At 69.1% G+C, this 17725-nt stretch carries 17 protein-coding genes and 1 pseudogene; 9 read left to right on the plus strand and 9 right to left on the minus strand.

Going from position 1 to position 17725, the window contains the following annotated elements:
• Together Q8M88_RS09515 and Q8M88_RS09520 are read right to left on the minus strand one after the other, a co-directional pair.
• A pseudogene (locus Q8M88_RS09515) lies at positions 1–257 on the minus strand (hypothetical protein); the annotation flags it as partial.
• A gap of 48 nt (positions 258–305) precedes the next feature.
• On the minus strand, positions 306–737 hold the full coding sequence (locus tag Q8M88_RS09520) for a hypothetical protein (protein ID WP_305596741.1): 432 nt from the start codon (positions 735–737) through the stop codon (positions 306–308).
• Between the two features lie 360 nt (positions 738–1097).
• Between Q8M88_RS09520 and Q8M88_RS09525 the strand changes: the two genes are divergently transcribed.
• On the plus strand, positions 1098–1547 hold the full coding sequence (locus Q8M88_RS09525; protein WP_305596743.1) for a hypothetical protein: 450 nt from the start codon (positions 1098–1100) through the stop codon (positions 1545–1547).
• A 94-nt stretch (positions 1548–1641) separates the two neighbouring features.
• Here the strand turns inward: Q8M88_RS09525 and Q8M88_RS09530 are convergent, their stop codons facing one another.
• Positions 1642–2898, minus strand: a complete 1257-nt coding sequence (locus Q8M88_RS09530) for an MFS transporter (RefSeq protein ID WP_305596745.1) — start codon at positions 2896–2898, stop codon at positions 1642–1644.
• Between the two features lie 334 nt (positions 2899–3232).
• Between Q8M88_RS09530 and Q8M88_RS09535 the strand changes: the two genes are divergently transcribed.
• From Q8M88_RS09535 to Q8M88_RS09550, 4 genes are all read left to right on the plus strand, one after another.
• Positions 3233–4144: an NAD-dependent epimerase/dehydratase family protein gene (locus tag Q8M88_RS09535; RefSeq protein ID WP_305596747.1), complete on the plus strand. Its 912-nt coding sequence runs from the start codon at positions 3233–3235 to the stop codon at positions 4142–4144.
• 29 nt (positions 4145–4173) lie between these two features.
• Positions 4174–4686, plus strand: coding sequence for a nuclear transport factor 2 family protein (locus tag Q8M88_RS09540; RefSeq protein WP_305596749.1), 513 nt, complete (start codon positions 4174–4176; stop codon positions 4684–4686).
• Between the two features lie 17 nt (positions 4687–4703).
• Positions 4704–5882 (plus strand): dipeptidase, encoded by a 1179-nt coding sequence (locus tag Q8M88_RS09545; protein ID WP_305596751.1) that lies wholly within the window; start codon positions 4704–4706, stop codon positions 5880–5882.
• Between the two features lie 133 nt (positions 5883–6015).
• Entirely contained in the window at positions 6016–7656 is a 1641-nt protein-coding gene (locus Q8M88_RS09550) for a carboxylesterase/lipase family protein (RefSeq protein ID WP_305596753.1), read from the plus strand.
• Here the strand turns inward: Q8M88_RS09550 and Q8M88_RS09555 are convergent.
• Positions 7653–8423, minus strand: coding sequence for a molybdopterin-dependent oxidoreductase (locus Q8M88_RS09555; RefSeq protein ID WP_305596755.1), 771 nt, complete (start codon positions 8421–8423; stop codon positions 7653–7655). The genes Q8M88_RS09550 and Q8M88_RS09555 overlap by 4 nt on opposite strands.
• Positions 8420–9244, minus strand: coding sequence for a cytochrome b/b6 domain-containing protein (locus tag Q8M88_RS09560; RefSeq protein ID WP_305596757.1), 825 nt, complete (start codon positions 9242–9244; stop codon positions 8420–8422). Before Q8M88_RS09560 ends, Q8M88_RS09555 begins: the two co-directional genes overlap by 4 nt.
• A 129-nt stretch (positions 9245–9373) precedes the next feature.
• Between Q8M88_RS09560 and Q8M88_RS09565 the strand changes: the two genes are divergently transcribed.
• Positions 9374–10291 (plus strand): thioesterase family protein, encoded by a 918-nt coding sequence (locus tag Q8M88_RS09565; RefSeq protein ID WP_305596759.1) that lies wholly within the window; start codon positions 9374–9376, stop codon positions 10289–10291.
• Here the strand turns inward: Q8M88_RS09565 and Q8M88_RS09570 are convergent.
• Complete coding sequence (locus Q8M88_RS09570; RefSeq protein WP_305596761.1) at positions 10288–11169, minus strand: alpha/beta fold hydrolase; 882 nt, start codon at positions 11167–11169, stop codon at positions 10288–10290. The two genes, Q8M88_RS09565 and Q8M88_RS09570, sit on opposite strands and share 4 nt — an antisense overlap.
• A gap of 56 nt (positions 11170–11225) precedes the next feature.
• On the opposite strand from Q8M88_RS09570, the gene Q8M88_RS09575 reads away from it, so the two are divergent.
• Positions 11226–11660: a DUF488 family protein gene (locus Q8M88_RS09575; protein ID WP_305596763.1), complete on the plus strand. Its 435-nt coding sequence runs from the start codon at positions 11226–11228 to the stop codon at positions 11658–11660.
• Between the two features lie 4 nt (positions 11661–11664).
• Here the strand turns inward: Q8M88_RS09575 and Q8M88_RS09580 are convergent, their stop codons facing one another.
• The 3 genes from Q8M88_RS09580 to Q8M88_RS09590 all read right to left on the minus strand — a co-directional run bounded on the left by Q8M88_RS09580 (position 11665) and on the right by Q8M88_RS09590 (position 14853).
• On the minus strand, positions 11665–12876 hold the full coding sequence (locus Q8M88_RS09580; RefSeq protein ID WP_305596765.1) for a pentapeptide repeat-containing protein: 1212 nt from the start codon (positions 12874–12876) through the stop codon (positions 11665–11667).
• Positions 12877–12983: 107 nt separating this feature from the next.
• A complete protein-coding gene (locus Q8M88_RS09585) occupies positions 12984–13688 on the minus strand; it encodes a CHAP domain-containing protein (RefSeq protein ID WP_305596767.1) in 705 nt (234 codons plus the stop codon).
• Positions 13689–13755: 67 nt separating this feature from the next.
• Positions 13756–14853 carry an acyltransferase gene (locus Q8M88_RS09590; protein WP_305596769.1) on the minus strand — a complete coding sequence of 366 codons (1098 nt, stop codon included), beginning with the start codon at positions 14851–14853 and terminating at the stop codon, positions 13756–13758.
• A 210-nt stretch (positions 14854–15063) separates the two neighbouring features.
• On the opposite strand from Q8M88_RS09590, the gene Q8M88_RS09595 reads away from it, so the two are divergent.
• Together Q8M88_RS09595 and Q8M88_RS09600 are read left to right on the plus strand one after the other, a co-directional pair.
• Entirely contained in the window at positions 15064–15882 is an 819-nt protein-coding gene (locus Q8M88_RS09595) for a TerC family protein (RefSeq protein ID WP_305596771.1), read from the plus strand.
• Between the two features lie 108 nt (positions 15883–15990).
• Positions 15991–17631: an MDR family MFS transporter gene (locus tag Q8M88_RS09600; protein ID WP_305596773.1), complete on the plus strand. Its 1641-nt coding sequence runs from the start codon at positions 15991–15993 to the stop codon at positions 17629–17631.
• Positions 17632–17725: the final 94 nt, after the last annotated feature.

Raw genomic sequence — 17725 nt, forward strand, 5'->3', positions numbered from 1 at the left:
GCCAGCATGCCGAGGCCGGCCAGCAGGCCCGCGCCGCCGCCCAGCAGGCCGCCGGTGGTCGCGCCCTTGCCGGCGCCCTCGGCGGTCTCGTTGTCGTCATCGCTTCTGAGGTTGTCGTCGTTCGAGCGGTAGCGACCCTCGGCGTTGCTGGCGATCAGGCTGATGTTGTCGTCGCGCACGCCCGCGGCCTTCAGCTCGCGGACCGCATGGGCGGCATCGTCGTGGTCGTCGAACAGTCGGGTGACAGCTTGCACCATGGAAAGTCTCCTAGTTTGAAAGGAAGAGTGGGTTCCAGAGACGCCCGCCTACTTGGCGGTGACCGCGCCCTTGAAATCGAGCGAGACGTCCATCGCCTTGCCGCCCTTCTTGGCCTTGGCCGTCCACATGCCGTCGGCGGTCTTGGTCAGGCCGGTGACGTCGGTGTAGCCGGCGTTGGTGATGTGCCCGCGCGCCTGGTCCTCGGTGAAGGAGTTGGCGGCGGCGGCCGGGGCCCCGTCGGCAGAGGCGTTGGTGTCCACTGCGGCGTTGGCGGCCGGCGGAGAGACCGCCCCGCCCGGCGCCATGGCGCCGTCAGCCGCGGCGTCGGTCCCAGCAGCCGTCGCGGCGGGTGCGGAGGCCATCGCGTCGCCGGTGTCGTTGGCGGCGTCGGCGGTGGTTTCGGTGGCGGGCTTCGAACAGGCCGCCGCGAGCAGGCTCATCGAGAGCGCAGCGGCGAGGGTGAGTGCGGGTCGTGTCATGCGACGGATCCTTTCAGCAGCAAGCCCGCACAGCGCGCCGACGCCGCAACCGTTCCTATGGTGAAGCCGGGTTTTGACCGCCGGCGCCGAGAAATCCGGCGCGGCCTTGTTGTGCGGCGTTTTGCGGGAACCGCACGCCCGCCGGCAGGCTTAGGACGGGGGTCTACCGCCTTGCCGCAAACGCAGGCGCGAGCGCCTACAGCCGCCCGCGCCGCGCCTGCATCCGCCGGCGCCTGAACGAGTTCGCCCCATGAGTATCGAGGCGATCTTAGCCCGCGTGAGCTACCGCTCCGGGCCGGCCCGTTAACGCCAGCGGAACCGCACTCTGCTATCTCCGCGCCAGCCGCCGGAAGCGCCACCATGCCCGTGCTCGTCGAGCGCATCGACCCGATCGCCGTCAACTGCCTGATCTGGGCCGGCGCGGTCTCGCGCGCCGAGGCGCTGGGCTTCCCGGCTCGCATCGACGTCGCGCGGCCGGACTTCGGCTGCCGCTGGATCAGCTATTTCTGCGCCGACGCCGACCTCTCCGACCTCGACGCCGCCTGCCTGCTGGAGCTACGCGAGCGGCTGCGCCCCGTCGTCGCCGGCCTCGCCGCCAAGGGCGCGTTCCGGATGATGCTGGTCTCCAACCACCGCTACAACGACCCGATGCTCAGCGCCTGGCGCACCATGACCGCCACCGACGCCGACTACGCCTCCGAGCCGGTGATCGTCCACGATCTCCCGACCGCCGCGCGCACACTAGGCCTCACCCCAGCCGAAGCCGAGCACGCGGGCGTCTGGATCGAGGGGTGTTTGGAGAGGGTGTAGCTAAGCCGGTTGTTGGGCTGAATTCTTGCGGCGCTGAGATGCGACTTGGTTCAACATCGCGCCGTAAGTGGACGCACGCCCCAGGCAGCGCCCCTCACTCCGCCGCCGCCTCCACAGCCTCGCCACCCCGCCCGCGCGCCTTCGCCGGCTTGTGGACCACCGGATACACATACGGCCCGAGCGCCAGGAGCAGGCCCAGCGCCACGATCATCAGGCCGCCGAAGCTCAAGAAGGCGGTGACGTAGCTGCCCAGGCGGTCGTAGGCCACGCCCAGCAGCGCCGGGCCTAGCCCCGCGCCCATGGCGAAGGCGGCGAACAGGTAGCCGTAAATCTGGCCGAACCGCTTCTGACCGAAGTAGCGCGAGGTGAGGAAGCCGACGAGGTCGATCTCGGTGCCGGCGGCGAGCCCGAGCGCGATGATCCCCAGCAGCGGCGCATGCCCGCTGGCCAGCAGCCCCAGGCCGCCGACGCACAGGGTGAAGAAGAACGCCGCCACATAGGGCGCGAAGATGCGGTCGACCAGGTAGCCGGAGATCAGCCGCCCGGCCATGGTAGAGAACCCCACCGCCATCATCATCTGCGCCGCCGCCGTTGGCGTGTAGCCGCGGTCGGTGAGCAGCGGCACCACGTGCACCATGGAGCCGTTGACCACGGTGGAGACCATCAGCACGCTCGGCACCAGCAGCCAGAACGGGCGCGAGCGGATCGCCTCTGCGATGTGCATGCCCGGCAGCACGTCGCTGGAGACCGCGCCGGTGACGCCGGCGGCGCTCGCCGGCTCCTGCACGAACAGCCACACCGCCGGAATGGCCAGCACCGCCATGCCTGCGGCGATGATCATGTAGGCGTGGCGCCATCCCACCTGGTCGATCAGCGCCTGGGCGATCTGCGGCATCATCGCCGCGCCGACGCCGACGCCGGCCATGGCGATGCCCAGCGCCAGGCCGCGCCGCTCCTCGAAGAAGGCCGAGATCGCCTTCACATAGCTGATCGGGCTCTGCGCGCTGCCGGTGACGCCGCAGAGCGTCCACAGCAGGGCGAAGGCCACGAACGTCGGGCTCGCGCCCATGGCGACGATGGACAGCGCATAGAGCGCGATCGCCGGCAGCAGCACCCGGCGCACGCCCCAGCGGTCCATGGCCATGCCGACCAGCGGCAGCATCGCCGCGCCGACGAATGACGAGAACATGTGTGTGGCCGACAGGTCGCCCCGGCTGACCCCGAACTCGGCGGCCAGCGGCTTGAAGAACACCCCGGAGGTGTACATCAGCACCGGCCCGTTGCCGACCAGCAGCGCCGTCGTCGACCCGGCGACGATCCACCAGGGGTTCTTCAGGTTGAGCCCGGCCATGCAGCGTTCCTCCCGAGCGCGTCAGGGTGAGGTGGGAACCGGTTCACCCGCTCGCGCAACATGCTTGGATCGCGACCCACCGGGTCGCGGGGGCGTCTGACGCGCCCTGGCGACAGGCGTAGCATGGGCGCGCGTAGGCGTCCTATGTCCGCACCGCCGCAGGCCCCAACGGCGCCAGCGCCACAACGAGGCTGGCGCGCGCTGATCTCGTCACGTACCAACATCGCGCTTGAACCGCTGAAGGCCTCCACGAAGGCTGACCCTTACGCTCGACATGACGCCGGCGGGTGTGAGCCACCGGCGCCATGAGTCGCCAGACTGATGAGGGCTGTGCATGCGAGTCTTTCTGACCGGGGCGACCGGCTACACCGGCGGCGTCGTTCTGGAACATCTGCTCGCGGCGGGGCTTGAGGTCAGCGCGCTCGCCCGTCCTCATCACCTGCCCACGCTCCCGGTCCGCCCGGGACTCTCGTGGATCGGCGGCGACTTCGCCCAGCCGGAAATCATTTTCGATGCGGCGCGGGCGACCGACGCCACCATCCATATCGGCGCGTCGCACGATGTGGAGAACGCCGAGATGGAGCGGCTGGACGGCCTGACCATTCGCGCGGTCGCCGACGCCCTCGCCGGCAGCGGCAAGACGTTCATCAATACGAGCGCGACCCCGGTCTATGGCGACACGGGGCCCACGCCGCGGGATGAGTCCGAACCCGTCCTCCACCCGCTGCCCGCGCGAGAGTGGCGGTTGCGCCACGACCGCGAAACCGTGGCCATGAGCGGGCGTGGGTTGCGCAGCGTCGTCTTGCGGCCGCCGATGATCTACGGCCGCGGCGCGGGCGTGCTGGGCAAGCAGATCGCGCGCGCGCAGGCTTCAGGGAAAGCCCGCTACATCGGGGCCGGCACGCCGCTCAGCAGCACTGTCGATGTCGATGTGTTGGCGGTCCTCTACCTCAAGGCGCTCCGCAACGAACGCGCGCAAGGCGTCTACAACGCCGCCTCCGACGAGGTTGTGCGCGCCGCCGACATCGCCCAGGCCATAGCGCAGATCTTTGGACCCGGGATCGTGGCCGAGTCCTGGCCGCTCGACGACGCCCGCAAGACCATGGGCATCCTCGCCGACATCTCCACCATCGACTGTGTGGTGAGCTCCGAGCGGGCGCGACGTGAGCTCGGGTGGGCGCCCAACGCCATCAGCATGATGGGCGACCTGGCGGCGGGCTCATACCGCGCCCTCGCCGCCCGTTGACCGATCGAACTCACAGACCCGGAGCGACCATGACCACGACCCTAGACGATCTCGCCGCCGAGTTGGCGTCCATCCGCGATGAGCGCGCCATCGAACGGCTGATCTACCAGTACGGGCATGTCCTCGATTTTGGGACGCCTGAGGACTACATCGCGCTCTTCACCGAAGACGCCGTGGTCGAGGTCCACAACGCGCTGATCAAGGTCCTCCACCTCGACATCCCCTTTCCGGCCCCGACGATGGCGCTGCTCAGCAGCCGCGGCGCGGAGGTGACGCCGGACGGCATGGCGTTTCGGGGGCACGCCGCGCTCCGGCGCTTCGTTACGCGCGCCGAGCCGCGGACCGCCCGGTCGCTCCACGTGAGTACCCAGCCGCTCGTCAACCTGACGGGGCCGGACGACGCCACGGCGGTGACCTACCTGCGCATTTACCACCACGACCAGGCCGGCACGCCCGGCCTATTCACCTTCGGACGCTATCTCGACACCCTGCGACGGACGAGCGCCGGGTGGAGGATTAGCCGTCGCATCTGCGAACTCTGACGCGACAAGGAAGCGCCATGACCGACAGCGACGCCCTGGAACGCGCGCGCGATCTTCATCGTGAGATCGTGATCTTCGACGGCCACCTCGACATTCCGAGCACGTTCGGCGGACCGGGCCAGGCCGCCGACGCGGACGGCCCTGGGCAATTCGATCTCGTGAAGGCCAGACGGGGCGGCCTGTCAGGCGTTTCGATCGCCGCGGCCGCGCCGCTGGCGCGCGCGAATCCCGCCGGGGTCGCCTCCGGCCGCGCCGCTCATGAGGCTGGCTTCGCGGCCATCCACGCCATGGCCGCAGACTTTCCGGACCAGGTGGCGATCGCCAGCACGCCGGCGGACTTTCGCGAGATCGTGGCGTCCGGCCGGCTCGCCGTCGTCCCCGCACTCCAAAACGCCGCTCCCTTCGACGGGAGGCTTGAAGCCGTGCAGGCCTGGCGCGCCCGCGGCGTACAGATCCTGGCCCTTGCCTTCATCGGCAACAACGCCTTCGCCGATTCCGCCCGGCCCTACCCGTTCGCCGGCGATTTCGACAATGGCGGCCTGAGCGACCTGGGCCGCAAGGCGGTCGCCCTCGCCAATGATCTTGGCCTTGCGCTGGACGCCTCCCAGCTGTCCGCGGAGGCCCTTCGCGACCTGTTGGCGGAGAGCCGCACACCGGTGATCGCCACCCATTCCGCGCCGCGCGGCATGCTCGACAAGCGGCGCAACCTCACCGACGCGGAGATGCGCGCGATCGCCGACGGCGGCGGTCTCGTGAATATCGTGGGCTTCGGACCCTACCTGGTGGGCTACTCACCGGATCAACTCGAGGGCCTCCGCGATCTTTGGATGAAGTACGGGCTGACCGACTGTCAGACCATGGACGACGCCATCTTCCACCGCGACACCGCGGGCTGGGATGATGAGGACTTCTGGGAATTCCTCCACGAGTTCCACGTCGTGGTCGATATGGACAATCCGACCGTCGGCGTCAGCCATCTCGTGGACGCTATCGACTACGCCGTGGAACTGATCGGAATTGATCACGTGGGCATCAGCTCCGACTTCAACCACGGCGGCGGACTGATCGACTGGCGCGACGCCGGCCGTCGGGGCTATCCGAAGGCCGACATCGCCAAGCTCTGGGGCGAGAACTTCCTGCGGATCTGGGGCGAGATCCAGGCCTCGGCTCGGGTCAGCGCGATCGGGCCCGCCTAGGGCAGGGACCGGACTTGCGCCGGGGCTGAACCCGACGCCCGCGAAACTCCGGCCCGTGCTGGCCAACGATCTGGCGCTGCGGCCGCGCGTCGATTAGGGCTTTACCCGCGCCTGCGCGTGGGGAGGCTTCCACATGTCACCACCGGATATCCACCGGCGCTGGGTGCTGGCCGCAGGCGCGGGGCTGATGGTCGCGCCCGCCTTCGCCCAGACCTCGGCGCTCGCCGCCGCCCCGGTGGTCGAGACCACGTCCGGCCGGGTGCGCGGCCGTGATGACGCCGGGGTGCTGAGCTTCCTGGGCGTTCCCTACGGCGAGCCCACGGGCGGCGCGAACCGGTTCATGCCGCCGAAGCCGCGCTATCCCTGGCCTGGCGTGCGCGACTGCCTGGAGTACGGGAATTCCGCGCCCCAGGTGGTGGGCACGCCCCCTGCCGGCCACTATCCGACGCCGATCCCCACCTCGCCGCCCTCGCCGGAGAGCGAGGACTGCCTGATGCTCAACGTCTGGACGCCGTCGACGCTCGGCGCGCGCGCGGTGATGGTGTGGTTGCACGGCGGGGGCCTGGCCTACGGCTCCGGCTCCTCGCGCTGGACGGCGGGGGCGGCGTTCGCGCGGCGGCACGACATGGTGGTGGTGACCATCAACCACCGGCTCAACACCTTCGGCTTCACCGACCTGTCGGCCCATGGCGAGCAGTACGCCGCCAGCGGCAACGTCAGCATCGCCGACTGCGCGCTCGCGCTGTCGTGGGTGCGCGACAACGTCGGCCGGTTCGGCGGCGATCCGCGCCGGGTGATGATCGTCGGCGAGAGCGGCGGTGGTTCAAAGGTCTCGACCCTGATGGCGTTCTCCCCGGCCAAGGGCCTGTTCCACGCCGCCGTCACCCAGAGCGGCGTGCTGCTGCGCGCCGACGACCGCGAGCGCGCGGCGGCCAAGACGCAGCGGCTGCTGGCCGAGCTGAACCTCGGCCCCGCCGAGGCGGTGCGCCTGCACGACGTGCCTACCGAGCAACTGCGCGCCGCCGGTGCGCGAGCGAACCGCGGCTACGGCGGCTGGCGTCCGGTGATCGACGGCGTGCAGCTCGCCCGCCACCCCTTCGACCCCGACGCGCCGGCGATGAGCCGCGACGTGCCGCTGATCACCGGCACCAACCGCACGGAGGAGTCGCTGTTCATGGGGACCGACCCGGCCATGGACAGCCTCAGCAACGAGGGCCTGCGCGCGTCGATCGCCGCCGTCGTGCCGCCCGGCGAGGCCGACAGGGTGCTCGGGATCTACAAGCGCCTCTACGCCGGCCACCCGAACGCCGAGATCGCCTACTGCGTCGCCACCGATCGCGGCTACTTCCTCGACTCGACGCTGATGGCCGAGCGCAAGGCCGCGGCTGGCGGCGCGCCCGCCTGGAGCTATGTGTTCGCCCGCGAGACGCCGGTGCAGGGCGGCCGCTACTACGCGCCGCACGCGTCGGAGATCCCCTTCGTTTTCGACACCCTGAACATTGCCGCGGCCAGTTCAGGCCCAGTGACGCCGGCCGCCCAGGCGCTGGCGGTGCAGATGAGCACGGTGTGGGCGAACTTCGCCAAGTCGGGCATGCCCTCGGCGCCCGGACTGCCCGCCTGGCCGGCCTATGAGCCCGGCCGACGCGCGACCATGGTGTTCGACGCCCCCGGCGGCGGCGCGGTCCGCGACGACCCGCGGTCGGAGGAGCGCGAGCTGATGGCCGGCTTCGGCTCGCGCCAGCTCCAGCCCCCGACGCCGGCGCCGGTCGCCTAGATGCCGGCGAACCACTCGTAGCCGCGGTCTTCCCAGAACCCGCCGTTTCCGCCGCTGATGTGGGCGAGGTCGGCCACCGCCTCGATGCGCATCAGGTACTTGGCCTGCTTGTAGCCGAGTTGCCGCTCGACCCGCAGCCGGGCCGGCGCCCCGTGCTTCACCGGCAGGGCGGCGTCGTTCATCGCATAGGCCAGGATGGTCTGCGGGTGATAGGCGTCGATCAGGTCGAGGCTCTCGTAGTAGCGTCCGTTCGCCCCGGCGGCCGGGTCCAGCGTGTCGTAGCAGTGGAAGACGATGAAGCGCGCCTGCTCGCTCAGGCCCGCGCGGTCCAGCAGCGGGCCTAGCCTGGTGCCCGTCCACTTGCCGATGCTCGACCAACCCTCGACGCAGTCGTGGCGGGTGATCTGGCTGCGCGACGGCTGGGCGCGGAGCTCGGCCAGACTGAGCGACAACGGCTTGCTCACCAGCCCGTCGATCACCAGCCGCCAGTCCCGGAAGTCGTTGGCCAGCAGGGCGCGGTAGTCGGCGTCGCCCGGGCTGATCGAACCGTTGGCGCGGAAGTCGGCGGAGATCGCCTGGGGCGGATACTCGCGCGCCAGGGCCATCCGGTCGGTGGTCGCGCGCTGGACCTTGAAGGTCAGCCGCTCGGCGCGGGCCAGGGTGGCGCGCACCGCCGGCGTCTCGTTCAGCCTGTCGCAGGCGGCGAGCCACAGGCCGGCCAGGCTGGCCCCGGCGCCCTTCAGCCAACGGCGGCGGTCAGCGCTCACTGGTCGGCTCCCTTGATCTCAATCGCGTAACGGCCGGTGATCATCGAGCGGATGTTGTTCCAAGGCCCCGAGGCCATGACCATCAGCAGGTGGACGATGACGAAGGCGACGATCACCGCCGCCGAGATGAAGTGCAGGCTGCGCGCGGATTGACGCCCGCCAAATAGGTCCAGGAGCCAGGGGGCTGCGGCGTTGAACCCCGGCGACATGGTCAGGCCCGTGGCCACCATCAGCGGCAGGAACACCAGCGCCATCGACAGGTACGCGCCCTTCTGCAGCGCGTTGTAGCGCCTGGCCTCCTCGCCCTTGGGGAAGCGGAGCTGGGCGTGGTCGACGATCTCGCGCAGCAGGTGGCGGGGCGCGAGTTCGGCGCGCTTCAGCCACAGGTCGCGGCGCAGGTGGCCGCCGAGCAGGGCGGTGATCAGGTAGATCGCGCCGTTGATCACGAACATCCAGGCGAAGAAGAAGTGCCAGCGCCGCCCGTCGGCGAGCGAGCGATAGCTGGGCAAGGTCGCCCAGGCGGGAAAGCCACGCGGCGTGTCGGAGTAGCCCAGCACGCCGGTGGTCTCGAACCGGCGGCCGGCCACCGTGGTGACGCCGGCGAAGTCGTCGCCACGCGGCTCGGCGGTCATCGCCAGCCACGGCGACGCGAAGGTCGAGGCCTGACCCCAGTACAGCGCCGGATGGGCGTTGAAGATCTGCAGGCCGCTGAGCAGCAGCATGCTGAGCGCCAGGGCGTTGATCCAGTGGGTGATGCGGGTGGTCAGGCCGTGACGCGCAACCAGGACCTTGCGTGGCTTGACGACGGTGGATCCGGACATCTCGCGCGCCTCCCGACGGTGCAGCTTGGCATACTTCGACTACGAGCGGGAGCGCGCGGCGGATGCGCCCGCGATTGCCGCGCCAGCGCGACGACGCCTAAGCTCGCGCGCAACCAAGAGGAGCGGTCAGTGGACGAGCAAGGCGTGGAGGTCTGGAGCGGCCGGGCGAACACCTGGGAATGCGACCAGATGGGCCACATGAACGTCCGCTTCCATGTGGCGAAGGCGATCGAAGGCTTGGCCTCGATGACCGCCGAGCTCGGCCTGCCGCGCGCCTTCGCGGCGACGGCCGAGGCCACGCTGATGGTGCGCGAGCAGCACATCCGCTTCCTGCGCGAGGCGCTTCCCGGTGCGGGCCTGGTGATGACCGGTCAGGTCACCGACATCGGCGAGAGCGACGCGCGCATCCTGCTGGTCCTGCGCCACATGTCGGGGGAGCCGGCCTCGACCTTCCACACCACCGTGGAGCACGTCACCGCCCGCGAGCAGCGTCCGTTTCCCTGGCCAAAGCGGGTGCTGGAGCGCGCCGAGGCGCTGACGGGCGTGGTTCCGGCCTTCGCTGCGCCGCGCGGCCTGGACGCTGGCCCGGTGACCACCCAGGCGAGCCTGGAGCGGGCGCGCGAGCTCGGCATGGTCCGCACCTCGATGGGCGTGGTCAGCGCCGCCGACTGCGACGCCTTCGGACGGATGCGGCCGGAGATGCTGATCGCGCGGATCGCCGAAGGCCTGGCGCGGCTGAACCTGCACGCGCCGGCCGGGGAAGCCGCTGAACCGAAGATGGACGGCGCGGCGCTGGAATACCGGCTGCTGCACCACGCCTGGCCCAGGGCCGGCGACCGGGTCGCGACCTTCGGCGGCCTGGCGGAGGCCAATCAACGGACGCGACGGCTGGTGCACTGGACGGTGGACCCCGACACCGGACGCGCGGTGGGCTCGGCCGAGGCTGTCGCCGCGAACCTGGACCTGGAGGCGCGCAAGATGGTCACGCTGTCGCCCCAGGCGCTGGCCGATGCGCAGGCGCGGGTGATCGCCGGCCTGACGCTCTAACGGCGGGTCGCAGCGGCGCGCAGGGCGTCCTGCATCACGTCCGGCCGCTGCATAGGCAGGAAGTGCGTGGTGTTCGGCACCGTGATCATGGCGACGCCGGGAATGGCCCACTTGGCGATGTCGGCCTCATCGAAGCCGGTGCTGGAATGCTGGCCGGCGCGATAGATGGTCACCGGGACTCGGGCCTCGCTCAGCAGCGGCCGGGGATCGTAGAGCGGCACGGCGAAGTTGGACGCTTCCCAGGCGGGGGCGCAGGACAGCCGCCAGCCACCCTCCCCGTTGGGGCGCAGGCCGTCCTCGACGTAATCGGCCAGCATCTCATCGTTCCAGCCCTTGAAGGGGCCGCGCCCGCGATAGGCGTCCATCGCCGCGGCGTGATCGGGAAAGGCGTCGCGACGGCGAAGCGCGCCGTCAGCCATGGGGTTTGGCCCGTTCCGTGAGGTCACGCCCAGCACAGGATCGAACAGCACCACTTCGCGCGCACGGCCCGGGACCAGCGGCGCGGTCAGCAGGCTGGCCACCGAGCCGATGGAATGGCCGGCGATCACCGCGTCGCGGACGTCAAGGGCCGCCAGGAACGCCGCCAGGTCGCCCCTCAGGTCGTTCCAGTCGCTGCGGCCCTCCATCGGCGTGGGGAGATCGGTGCGACCGTGGCCGCGCTGGTCGACGGCGAGGATCCGCAGGTCCCTGGCGAGCGGCAGGAGGATGCTGCGATAGGCGCGCGCGTTGAAGCCGTTGGCATGGCTGAACACCACGTCGACAGGCCGCTCCGGCGGACCGTAATCGTAGTAGGCCATCGAACCGCCGCGCGCGGGTAGGTCCTGGCGCAGGGCGCGCGGCGCGTCGGTCTGGATGTCGGAGCGGCGTTCGCCGTCCATATGCAATCTCCCGCAAGGGCGCCCATATAGCCGCAACCCGCGGCGGAGGAACCCCCATGAACAGGCTGGCGACCATCGGCTACGAAAGCGCCACCCAGGACGCGGTGATCTCGCGGCTGAAGGCCGCAGGCGTCGAAGTGGTGATCGACGTGCGGGCGATCGCCTCGTCGCGGCGCGCCGGATTCTCCAAGACCCTGCTGGCCGCCAGCCTGGCGGAGGCGGGAGTGGACTATGTGCACCTCCGCGCCCTGGGCACGCCGAAGCCCGGGCGCGACGCGGCGCGCAAGGGCCGGATCGCCGAGATGCGGGCGATCTTCGAGGACCACCTGGCGGAGCCGGCGGCGCAGCTCGAGCTGGCGCGCGCGACCGAGATCGCCGGGACGCGAGCCGCAGCGCTGCTCTGCTACGAGGCCGACGCCGGCGGTTGTCATCGCGCGGTCGTGGCCGAACGGATCCGCGAAGCGCTGGGCTGCGAGATCGTCGACCTCTGAACGGTCAGGCCTCGAGCTCGGCCCCGTCCAGCTTGCAGCCCTTGAGGTTGGAGCCGGAGAGGTCGGCGCCCAGCAGTCGCGCCTGCACAGCGTGAGCGCCGCGCAGGTCGGCATAGCGCAGGTCGGCGCCATTGAGGTCGGTGCGCAGCACACGACCCCCGCCGATCGACAACGGGCCCAACCGCGCGCCGCGCAGGTCGGCCCGCACCAGGGAGGCGCCGGACATCCTCGCCCCACGCAGGTCGGCGCCGCGCAGATTGGCGGTCCTGAAGTCGCAATCCGACAGGTCCGCGCCCTGGAGCTGGACGCCTTCCAGGTCGAGACCGAAGAACACCGCGCCACGCGCCGCGAGGCCCGAAAGCCGGCGGCCCTTGATCGAGCGAAGCGAGCGGAAGTCGACATCCTCGAGCGACTGGACCGCGCCGTCGCGGCCCTCGCTGTCGCAATAAGCCTCATGGCGGTCGATCAGGGCGGCCAGGGGTTCGTCGTCGATGAACATCATCGCGGGCGGCGCACGGAGCAGACCCGCAAGGTCCGCGCCTTCGAGGCCCGCGGCGGAAAGGTCGGCGCCTGTGGCGATCACCCGGCGCATCGAGGCGCCGGTGAAGTCGGCGCCCGCAACATCGGCGCCGCTGAGATCGGCGCCGTCGAGTCGCGCGCCCGCAAGCTTGCTCCAGGTCAGCAGGGCCCCGGTCAGATTGGCGTCGCGCAGGTCGACGGCGATCATGGCCTTGTCGCCCAGCAGGACGCCGTTGAGCTCCGTGCCGGCCACCACCGCGTGATCCAGTTCGCCGCGGCGCCGGTCGTGGGTGAGGATGCGGAAGTCGTCGCGCAGGCCTTGCACCGCGATCTGGCCTTCGCGAAGGTCGCACTCGGTTAGGTCGGCGCCCGAAAGGTTCGCCCCGCGCAGGCAGGCGCCGCGCAGATCGGCGCGAACCAGGTCGGACATGCGCAGGTCGGCATTGCGCAGATCGGCGCCGAACAGCACCGCGCCGGCCAGCCTGGCCCCCTTGAGCATTGCGCTGGAGAGATCGACGCCCGTCAGATCGGCGTCTGCGAGATCCAAGCCTTCGAAATTGAGGTTAGCCAGGTCGGCGTAGGGCAATGACAACCGGCGTCCGCCTGCGCGACCAGCCCGGAAGTGCTGATGCGCCTCAAGCGCGGCGCGCAGTTCACTGGGATCGATGATGCGGCGAGTGGAGAGGTCTGAGGGCATGGTCCGGCACGCTGAACGAGCGTGACCATCGTCCGGTCGGCTTTAAGGAAGCGTTCGCCGACGCGCTTAACCGAGGCTTGCCAACGACGCCCGGGCAAGCGGCGCGCTTAGTTGTTGTCCTGATTCTTCGAACCCTGGGTCGCGGCCTGGATCAAGGCGGCGATGCGGTCGCTGGAATCGGCGGCCTGGGACAGCATCTGCATCGGGCCGGCGCCAGGACGAGCGGCGGTGACCATCTGGCTAGCCGCGGATTGCGCCATTGACGCGGCGGACTGGGCCATCGAAATCGCTGTGTTCTGCGCCGCCGACAGGCCGGAGGCCGCATAGGTGCGCGAGGTGGTGTCCTGATAGATGAAGCCGAAGGTAGGATAGGTGCTGCCGCCGAGATCGCGTACCGGATCGTACCAGACCTTGACCGCGCTCCAGTCGCCCTGGGGCGAGACATCGACGACGGTGACGTCCTTTTCGATCTGCCCGCGCGTGCCGTCGATGCGCGACCAGTTGGCGTGGCTGATCTGGATGACCCGCTCGGTGAGCACCTGATTGACCACCGCGACGTGGCCCAGCTTCATCTTGCCGGTGGGCTTGAAGCACAGCACCGCGCCGGTCTTGGGCTGGAAGCCGGTCTCGTATTTGCCGGCCGCCTGGCGCCACCACGTCCAGGCGTCGCCGAAAATCTGAATGCCCGACAGCAGCCGCGCGAAGGGTACGCACTGCCAGTAGGTGTCGGCGAACGCGTTCGACGCAGGCGCCAAGCTCAACGCGGCCGCGACGGCCAGGGAACCAAGAACGGTCCTCTTCCGTTTAACCATGTTCGAAGCACTCCCCCGACGCCAACGGCGATAGGGATAACATCCCGCGCGACTATGAAAAGAGGCTTTAAGCCCCTGCGACTGAAGGTCGCCGCGTGGCCCACGCTTCAGCCATGAGTTTCATGCGCGCCCGAGCAGGCTTCTCTACCAGGTGATAGGAAGCAGCCGAGAGTGGAATCACGCTTAAAATGAAAACTAACCACAGCCCCAAGGGGAGGCGCTCGTCGTTAAGCTGCAGCATACGTGCAATTGAATTGACGAATACGATCTTCCACGGGATGCAGATCATATAAATCGAGTAACTAATCTCACCAAGATAGACGAACGGAGCCTGCCCCAAGAGGTTGGATCCGGCCTGGGCGAGGCGTGCGAACGACAGGATCACAAGTCCGAGAGCGCACACGATCAAGGCGTCTGGCGCCCCTAGAGACGCCGCAGATAGCGTCGCGATCACCGAAATCGCCGCGCCAACCCGGGCCAGGGATCGGGAGCCGGCGGGTCGAGCCTTCCAGAAATTGTGCAAGGCGCAGCCCAGCGCGAAGCACGGGACGATGCGCAACGCGCCCCAATTTATCGTCGCCTTGGTTAGCGGAAATCCCGCCACGGCCTGGAATCCGACGTAGAGGGCCGCGAGGAAAGCCATCGCGCCGATCAAGGTCGCGGCGGGGCGATCCTTGAGCTTCAGCACTGTCCAGACGAACGCCGGGAAGGTGAGATAGGCGAACCACTCGGCCGAGATCGACCACGAGGGGTGGTTCCAGCCGGCCACCGGCGCCAGGCCCCAGGCGTGCACCAGCAGCAGGTTGGCGGGCAACGCCTCCCACGACAGGATGTTCTGGTCGATGGACATGCCGGCGGCGGAGGCGAACGCGGCCAGCGCGCCCAGGCCGATCAGGGTCGCCAGGTGCAGCGGGTAGACGCGCGCCAACCGCGCCCACAGGAATCCGCCATAGCGGAATCGCCCCTCTTCCACCGACGTTCGGTAGACGTGGCAGAGGATGAAGCCGGACAGCACGAAGAACAGCTCGACGCCCAGATAGCCCTTGGCGACCAGCATCGGCTCGCCCGCCGCGATGAGGTTGGGCCAGTAGTGGAACAGCACCACCCAGGCGGCCGCGAAGAACCGCAGGGCGGTGAGCGGACGGATATGCTCGGCGTCTTGCATCAGGACGTCCTCATACGGTGCTGAGCCGGCGCGTTCGCGAGCGGCGGCCGGTCACGCACCGGGAGAATGATCAAAGTTGGACGCAATCTGCGGCGCCGGGCCTCAACACCGGGTTAGCAACCCTTATATGGGCCAGACGGCCCCTATGGGCGCACGCTTAAGGTGCGCTAAAAGGCCGATCCAATCACCCGGAGCCTGGAGCCCGACCTCATGGAAAACCTCGCAACGCTGGCCGCCGCACCCGAGGCGTGGGCTGCGCTGATCACCCTGATCGTGATGGAGGTGGTGCTGGGGATCGACAATCTGGTGTTCATCTCGATCCTGTCGAACAAGCTGCCGGAGGCGCAGCGCAACAAGGCCCGGCGGATCGGCATCAGCCTGGCGCTGATCATGCGGCTCGGCCTGCTGTCGACGCTGGCCTTCATCGTCGGCTTGACCGCGCCGGTGTTCAGCCTGCCGTTCGCCGCGCCGCTGGATGCAGACGGGCATGCGATCTTCGACCTGCAGTTCTCATGGCGTGACCTGATCCTGATCGCGGGCGGCCTGTTCCTGGTGTGGAAGGCGACCACCGAGATCCACCACACGGTGGACCCCGCCCCCAGTGAAGACCTGCTCGACAAGAAGGGGCGCGCGGCCGTGGGCTTCGGTTCGGCGATCGTGCAGATCCTGCTGCTGGACCTGGTGTTCTCGATCGACTCGATCCTGACCGCGGTCGGCATGACCGACCACCTGGCGATTATGATCATCGCAGTGATCGTGGCCGTGGGGATCATGATGCTGGCGGCCAACCCGCTGGCCAACTTCATCCACGACAACCCCACGGTGGTGATGCTGGCGCTGGGCTTCCTGCTGATGATCGGCGCGGTGCTGATCGCCGACGGGTTCGGCGTGCACGTGCCCAAGGGCTACATCTACGCAGCGATGGCGTTCTCGGCCCTGGTCGAGGGACTCAACATGGCGGCGCGGAAATCCTCGCAGAAAAAGCGCGCCGCACTGGCGCAGCATGCCACGCACGACATCGACCGATAGACGGCTTACGCTAGGTTCACCGAACACCGCAGCCAAGGCGAGAACACGGCCGAGGGGATGAAGCGCTAAGGGGGCGCCGGCTGATTTGAGCCGGCGCGAGGGGGATCGTTGAGCGAACGCTACGCCTACACCGACACCGAGCGGCGACTGACGCTGATCTCGGTGATGATCGTCTTCCTGCTCAGCGCGGTCAGCCAGACGATCGTGGCGACCGCCATGCCGCGGATCATCGCCGAGCTGCACGGGCTGAAGCTCTACGCGTGGGCGACCACGGCCTACCTTCTGTCGTCCACTGTGATGGTGCCGATCTGGGGGAAGCTGGGCGATCTCTATGGGCGCAAGATCATCCTGCTGATCGGCATGGCGATCTTCATGACCGGATCGTGCCTGTCCGGGCTGGCCGGCGAGCTCGGGACCCTGCCGCTGCTGGGCGGCGGCATGACCCAGCTGATCATCTTTCGCGCCATCCAGGGCCTGGGCGGCGGGGCGCTGTTCACCACCGCTTTCGCCATCCTCGCCGACCTGTTCCCGCCGCGCGAGCGGGCCAGGTTCCAGGGGCTGTTCGGCTCGATGTTCGGGATCGCCAGCGTGGTCGGCCCGGTGATCGGCGGCTTCTTCACCGACCACGGCACCGTCACCCTGTTCGGCCATGTGGTGCAGGGCTGGCGGTGGGTGTTCTACGTGAACGTGCCGCTGGCGCTCATCGCGCTGTTCATGGTCCTGACCCAGATGCCGACCACCCCGCATCGCGGGACCGGCAAGGTGGATGTGCTGGGCGCCGGCCTGATCATGGTGATCTTCATCCCGCTGTTGCTGGTGATGACCTGGGGCGGGCGCGACCACGCCTGGACCTCGCCGCTGATCCTGTCGCTCGTGTCACTGTCGATCCTTGGCGCAGTGGCGTTCGTGTTCGTCGAGCGCACGGTATGGGACCCGATCCTGCCTCTGGAGCTGTTCAAGAACCGCACGTTCGTCACCGCCAACACCGCGGCGCTGGTCTATTCGATGGCGTTCATGGGGGTGGCGACGTTCCTGCCGCTGTACATGCAGCTGGGCCAGGGCGTGGGGGCGACCAAGAGCGGGCTGGTCATGCTGGCGCTGATGGGCGGGATGATCGCATCGTCGACGATCAACGGGCAGTTCGTCACCCGCACCGGACACTTCAAGCCGTTCATGATCGGCGGCGGCGCAGTGTTCCTGCTAGGCCTCTGCCTGCTCGCGACCATCGGGCCGGACACCTCGACGTTCGACCTCGCCTGGCGTCTTGCGATAACCGGCATCGGCCTTGGCCCTGGGCAGAGCCTGTTCGGCCTGGCGGTGCAGAACGCCGCGCCGCCGCACCAGATCGGGGTGACCACCAGCTCCAGCCAGTTCGTGCGCCAGATCGGCGGGGCGATGGGGGTCGCGCTGTTCGGTGCGATCGTCACCTCGTCGCTGGCCGGCGAGCTGTCCAAGCAGTCGCCCGCGGGCGCGGCGCGTCACCTCGACATCGGCGACCTGCAGGGCATGGCGCTGGCGCAACATCCGCGCAACGGCGCCGCACAGCCGCCGATGACGGTGGAGGCGGCGAAGGACGCGCGCATCCTGAAGGTCAGCTTCTCGACCGCAGTGGTGCACGGGATCATCGTCAGCGTAACGCTGATGGTGGCGGGCTTCGCCTGCATGCTTCTCATTCCCGCAGCCCCCCTGCGCGAGCGCGATCACGCCGACGCTGAAACGAACGAGGAGAAGGCGGCGGAAGCCGCCTAGGGCGTGGACTCAATAGCTCGCAGCCAGAGCCTTGCTGAGGCGAGTGCAACGGCTGCGAGGAAGTTCCTGGCGGTCTTTTCGAAGCGTGTGGCGA

The organism is Phenylobacterium sp. (assembly GCF_030693805.1).
In the GTDB taxonomy this organism is placed as follows: domain Bacteria; phylum Pseudomonadota; class Alphaproteobacteria; order Caulobacterales; family Caulobacteraceae; genus Phenylobacterium.

What these genes read in the sequence shown, in the direction of transcription:
- Q8M88_RS09520 (WP_305596741.1), bottom strand. Translation starts at nt 737, where the DNA reads ATGACACGACCCGCACTCACCCTCGCCGCTGCGCTCTCGATGAGCCTG.
- Q8M88_RS09525 (WP_305596743.1), top strand. Translation starts at nt 1,098, where the DNA reads ATGCCCGTGCTCGTCGAGCGCATCGACCCGATCGCCGTCAACTGCCTG.
- Q8M88_RS09530 (WP_305596745.1), bottom strand. Translation starts at nt 2,898, where the DNA reads ATGGCCGGGCTCAACCTGAAGAACCCCTGGTGGATCGTCGCCGGGTCG.
- Q8M88_RS09535 (WP_305596747.1), top strand. Translation starts at nt 3,233, where the DNA reads ATGCGAGTCTTTCTGACCGGGGCGACCGGCTACACCGGCGGCGTCGTT.
- Q8M88_RS09540 (WP_305596749.1), top strand. Translation starts at nt 4,174, where the DNA reads ATGACCACGACCCTAGACGATCTCGCCGCCGAGTTGGCGTCCATCCGC.
- Q8M88_RS09545 (WP_305596751.1), top strand. Translation starts at nt 4,704, where the DNA reads ATGACCGACAGCGACGCCCTGGAACGCGCGCGCGATCTTCATCGTGAG.
- Q8M88_RS09550 (WP_305596753.1), top strand. Translation starts at nt 6,016, where the DNA reads ATGTCACCACCGGATATCCACCGGCGCTGGGTGCTGGCCGCAGGCGCG.
- Q8M88_RS09560 (WP_305596757.1), bottom strand. Translation starts at nt 9,244, where the DNA reads ATGTCCGGATCCACCGTCGTCAAGCCACGCAAGGTCCTGGTTGCGCGT.
- Q8M88_RS09570 (WP_305596761.1), bottom strand. Translation starts at nt 11,169, where the DNA reads ATGGACGGCGAACGCCGCTCCGACATCCAGACCGACGCGCCGCGCGCC.
- Q8M88_RS09575 (WP_305596763.1), top strand. Translation starts at nt 11,226, where the DNA reads ATGAACAGGCTGGCGACCATCGGCTACGAAAGCGCCACCCAGGACGCG.
- Q8M88_RS09580 (WP_305596765.1), bottom strand. Translation starts at nt 12,876, where the DNA reads ATGCCCTCAGACCTCTCCACTCGCCGCATCATCGATCCCAGTGAACTG.
- Q8M88_RS09585 (WP_305596767.1), bottom strand. Translation starts at nt 13,688, where the DNA reads ATGGTTAAACGGAAGAGGACCGTTCTTGGTTCCCTGGCCGTCGCGGCC.
- Q8M88_RS09590 (WP_305596769.1), bottom strand. Translation starts at nt 14,853, where the DNA reads ATGCAAGACGCCGAGCATATCCGTCCGCTCACCGCCCTGCGGTTCTTC.
- Q8M88_RS09595 (WP_305596771.1), top strand. Translation starts at nt 15,064, where the DNA reads ATGGAAAACCTCGCAACGCTGGCCGCCGCACCCGAGGCGTGGGCTGCG.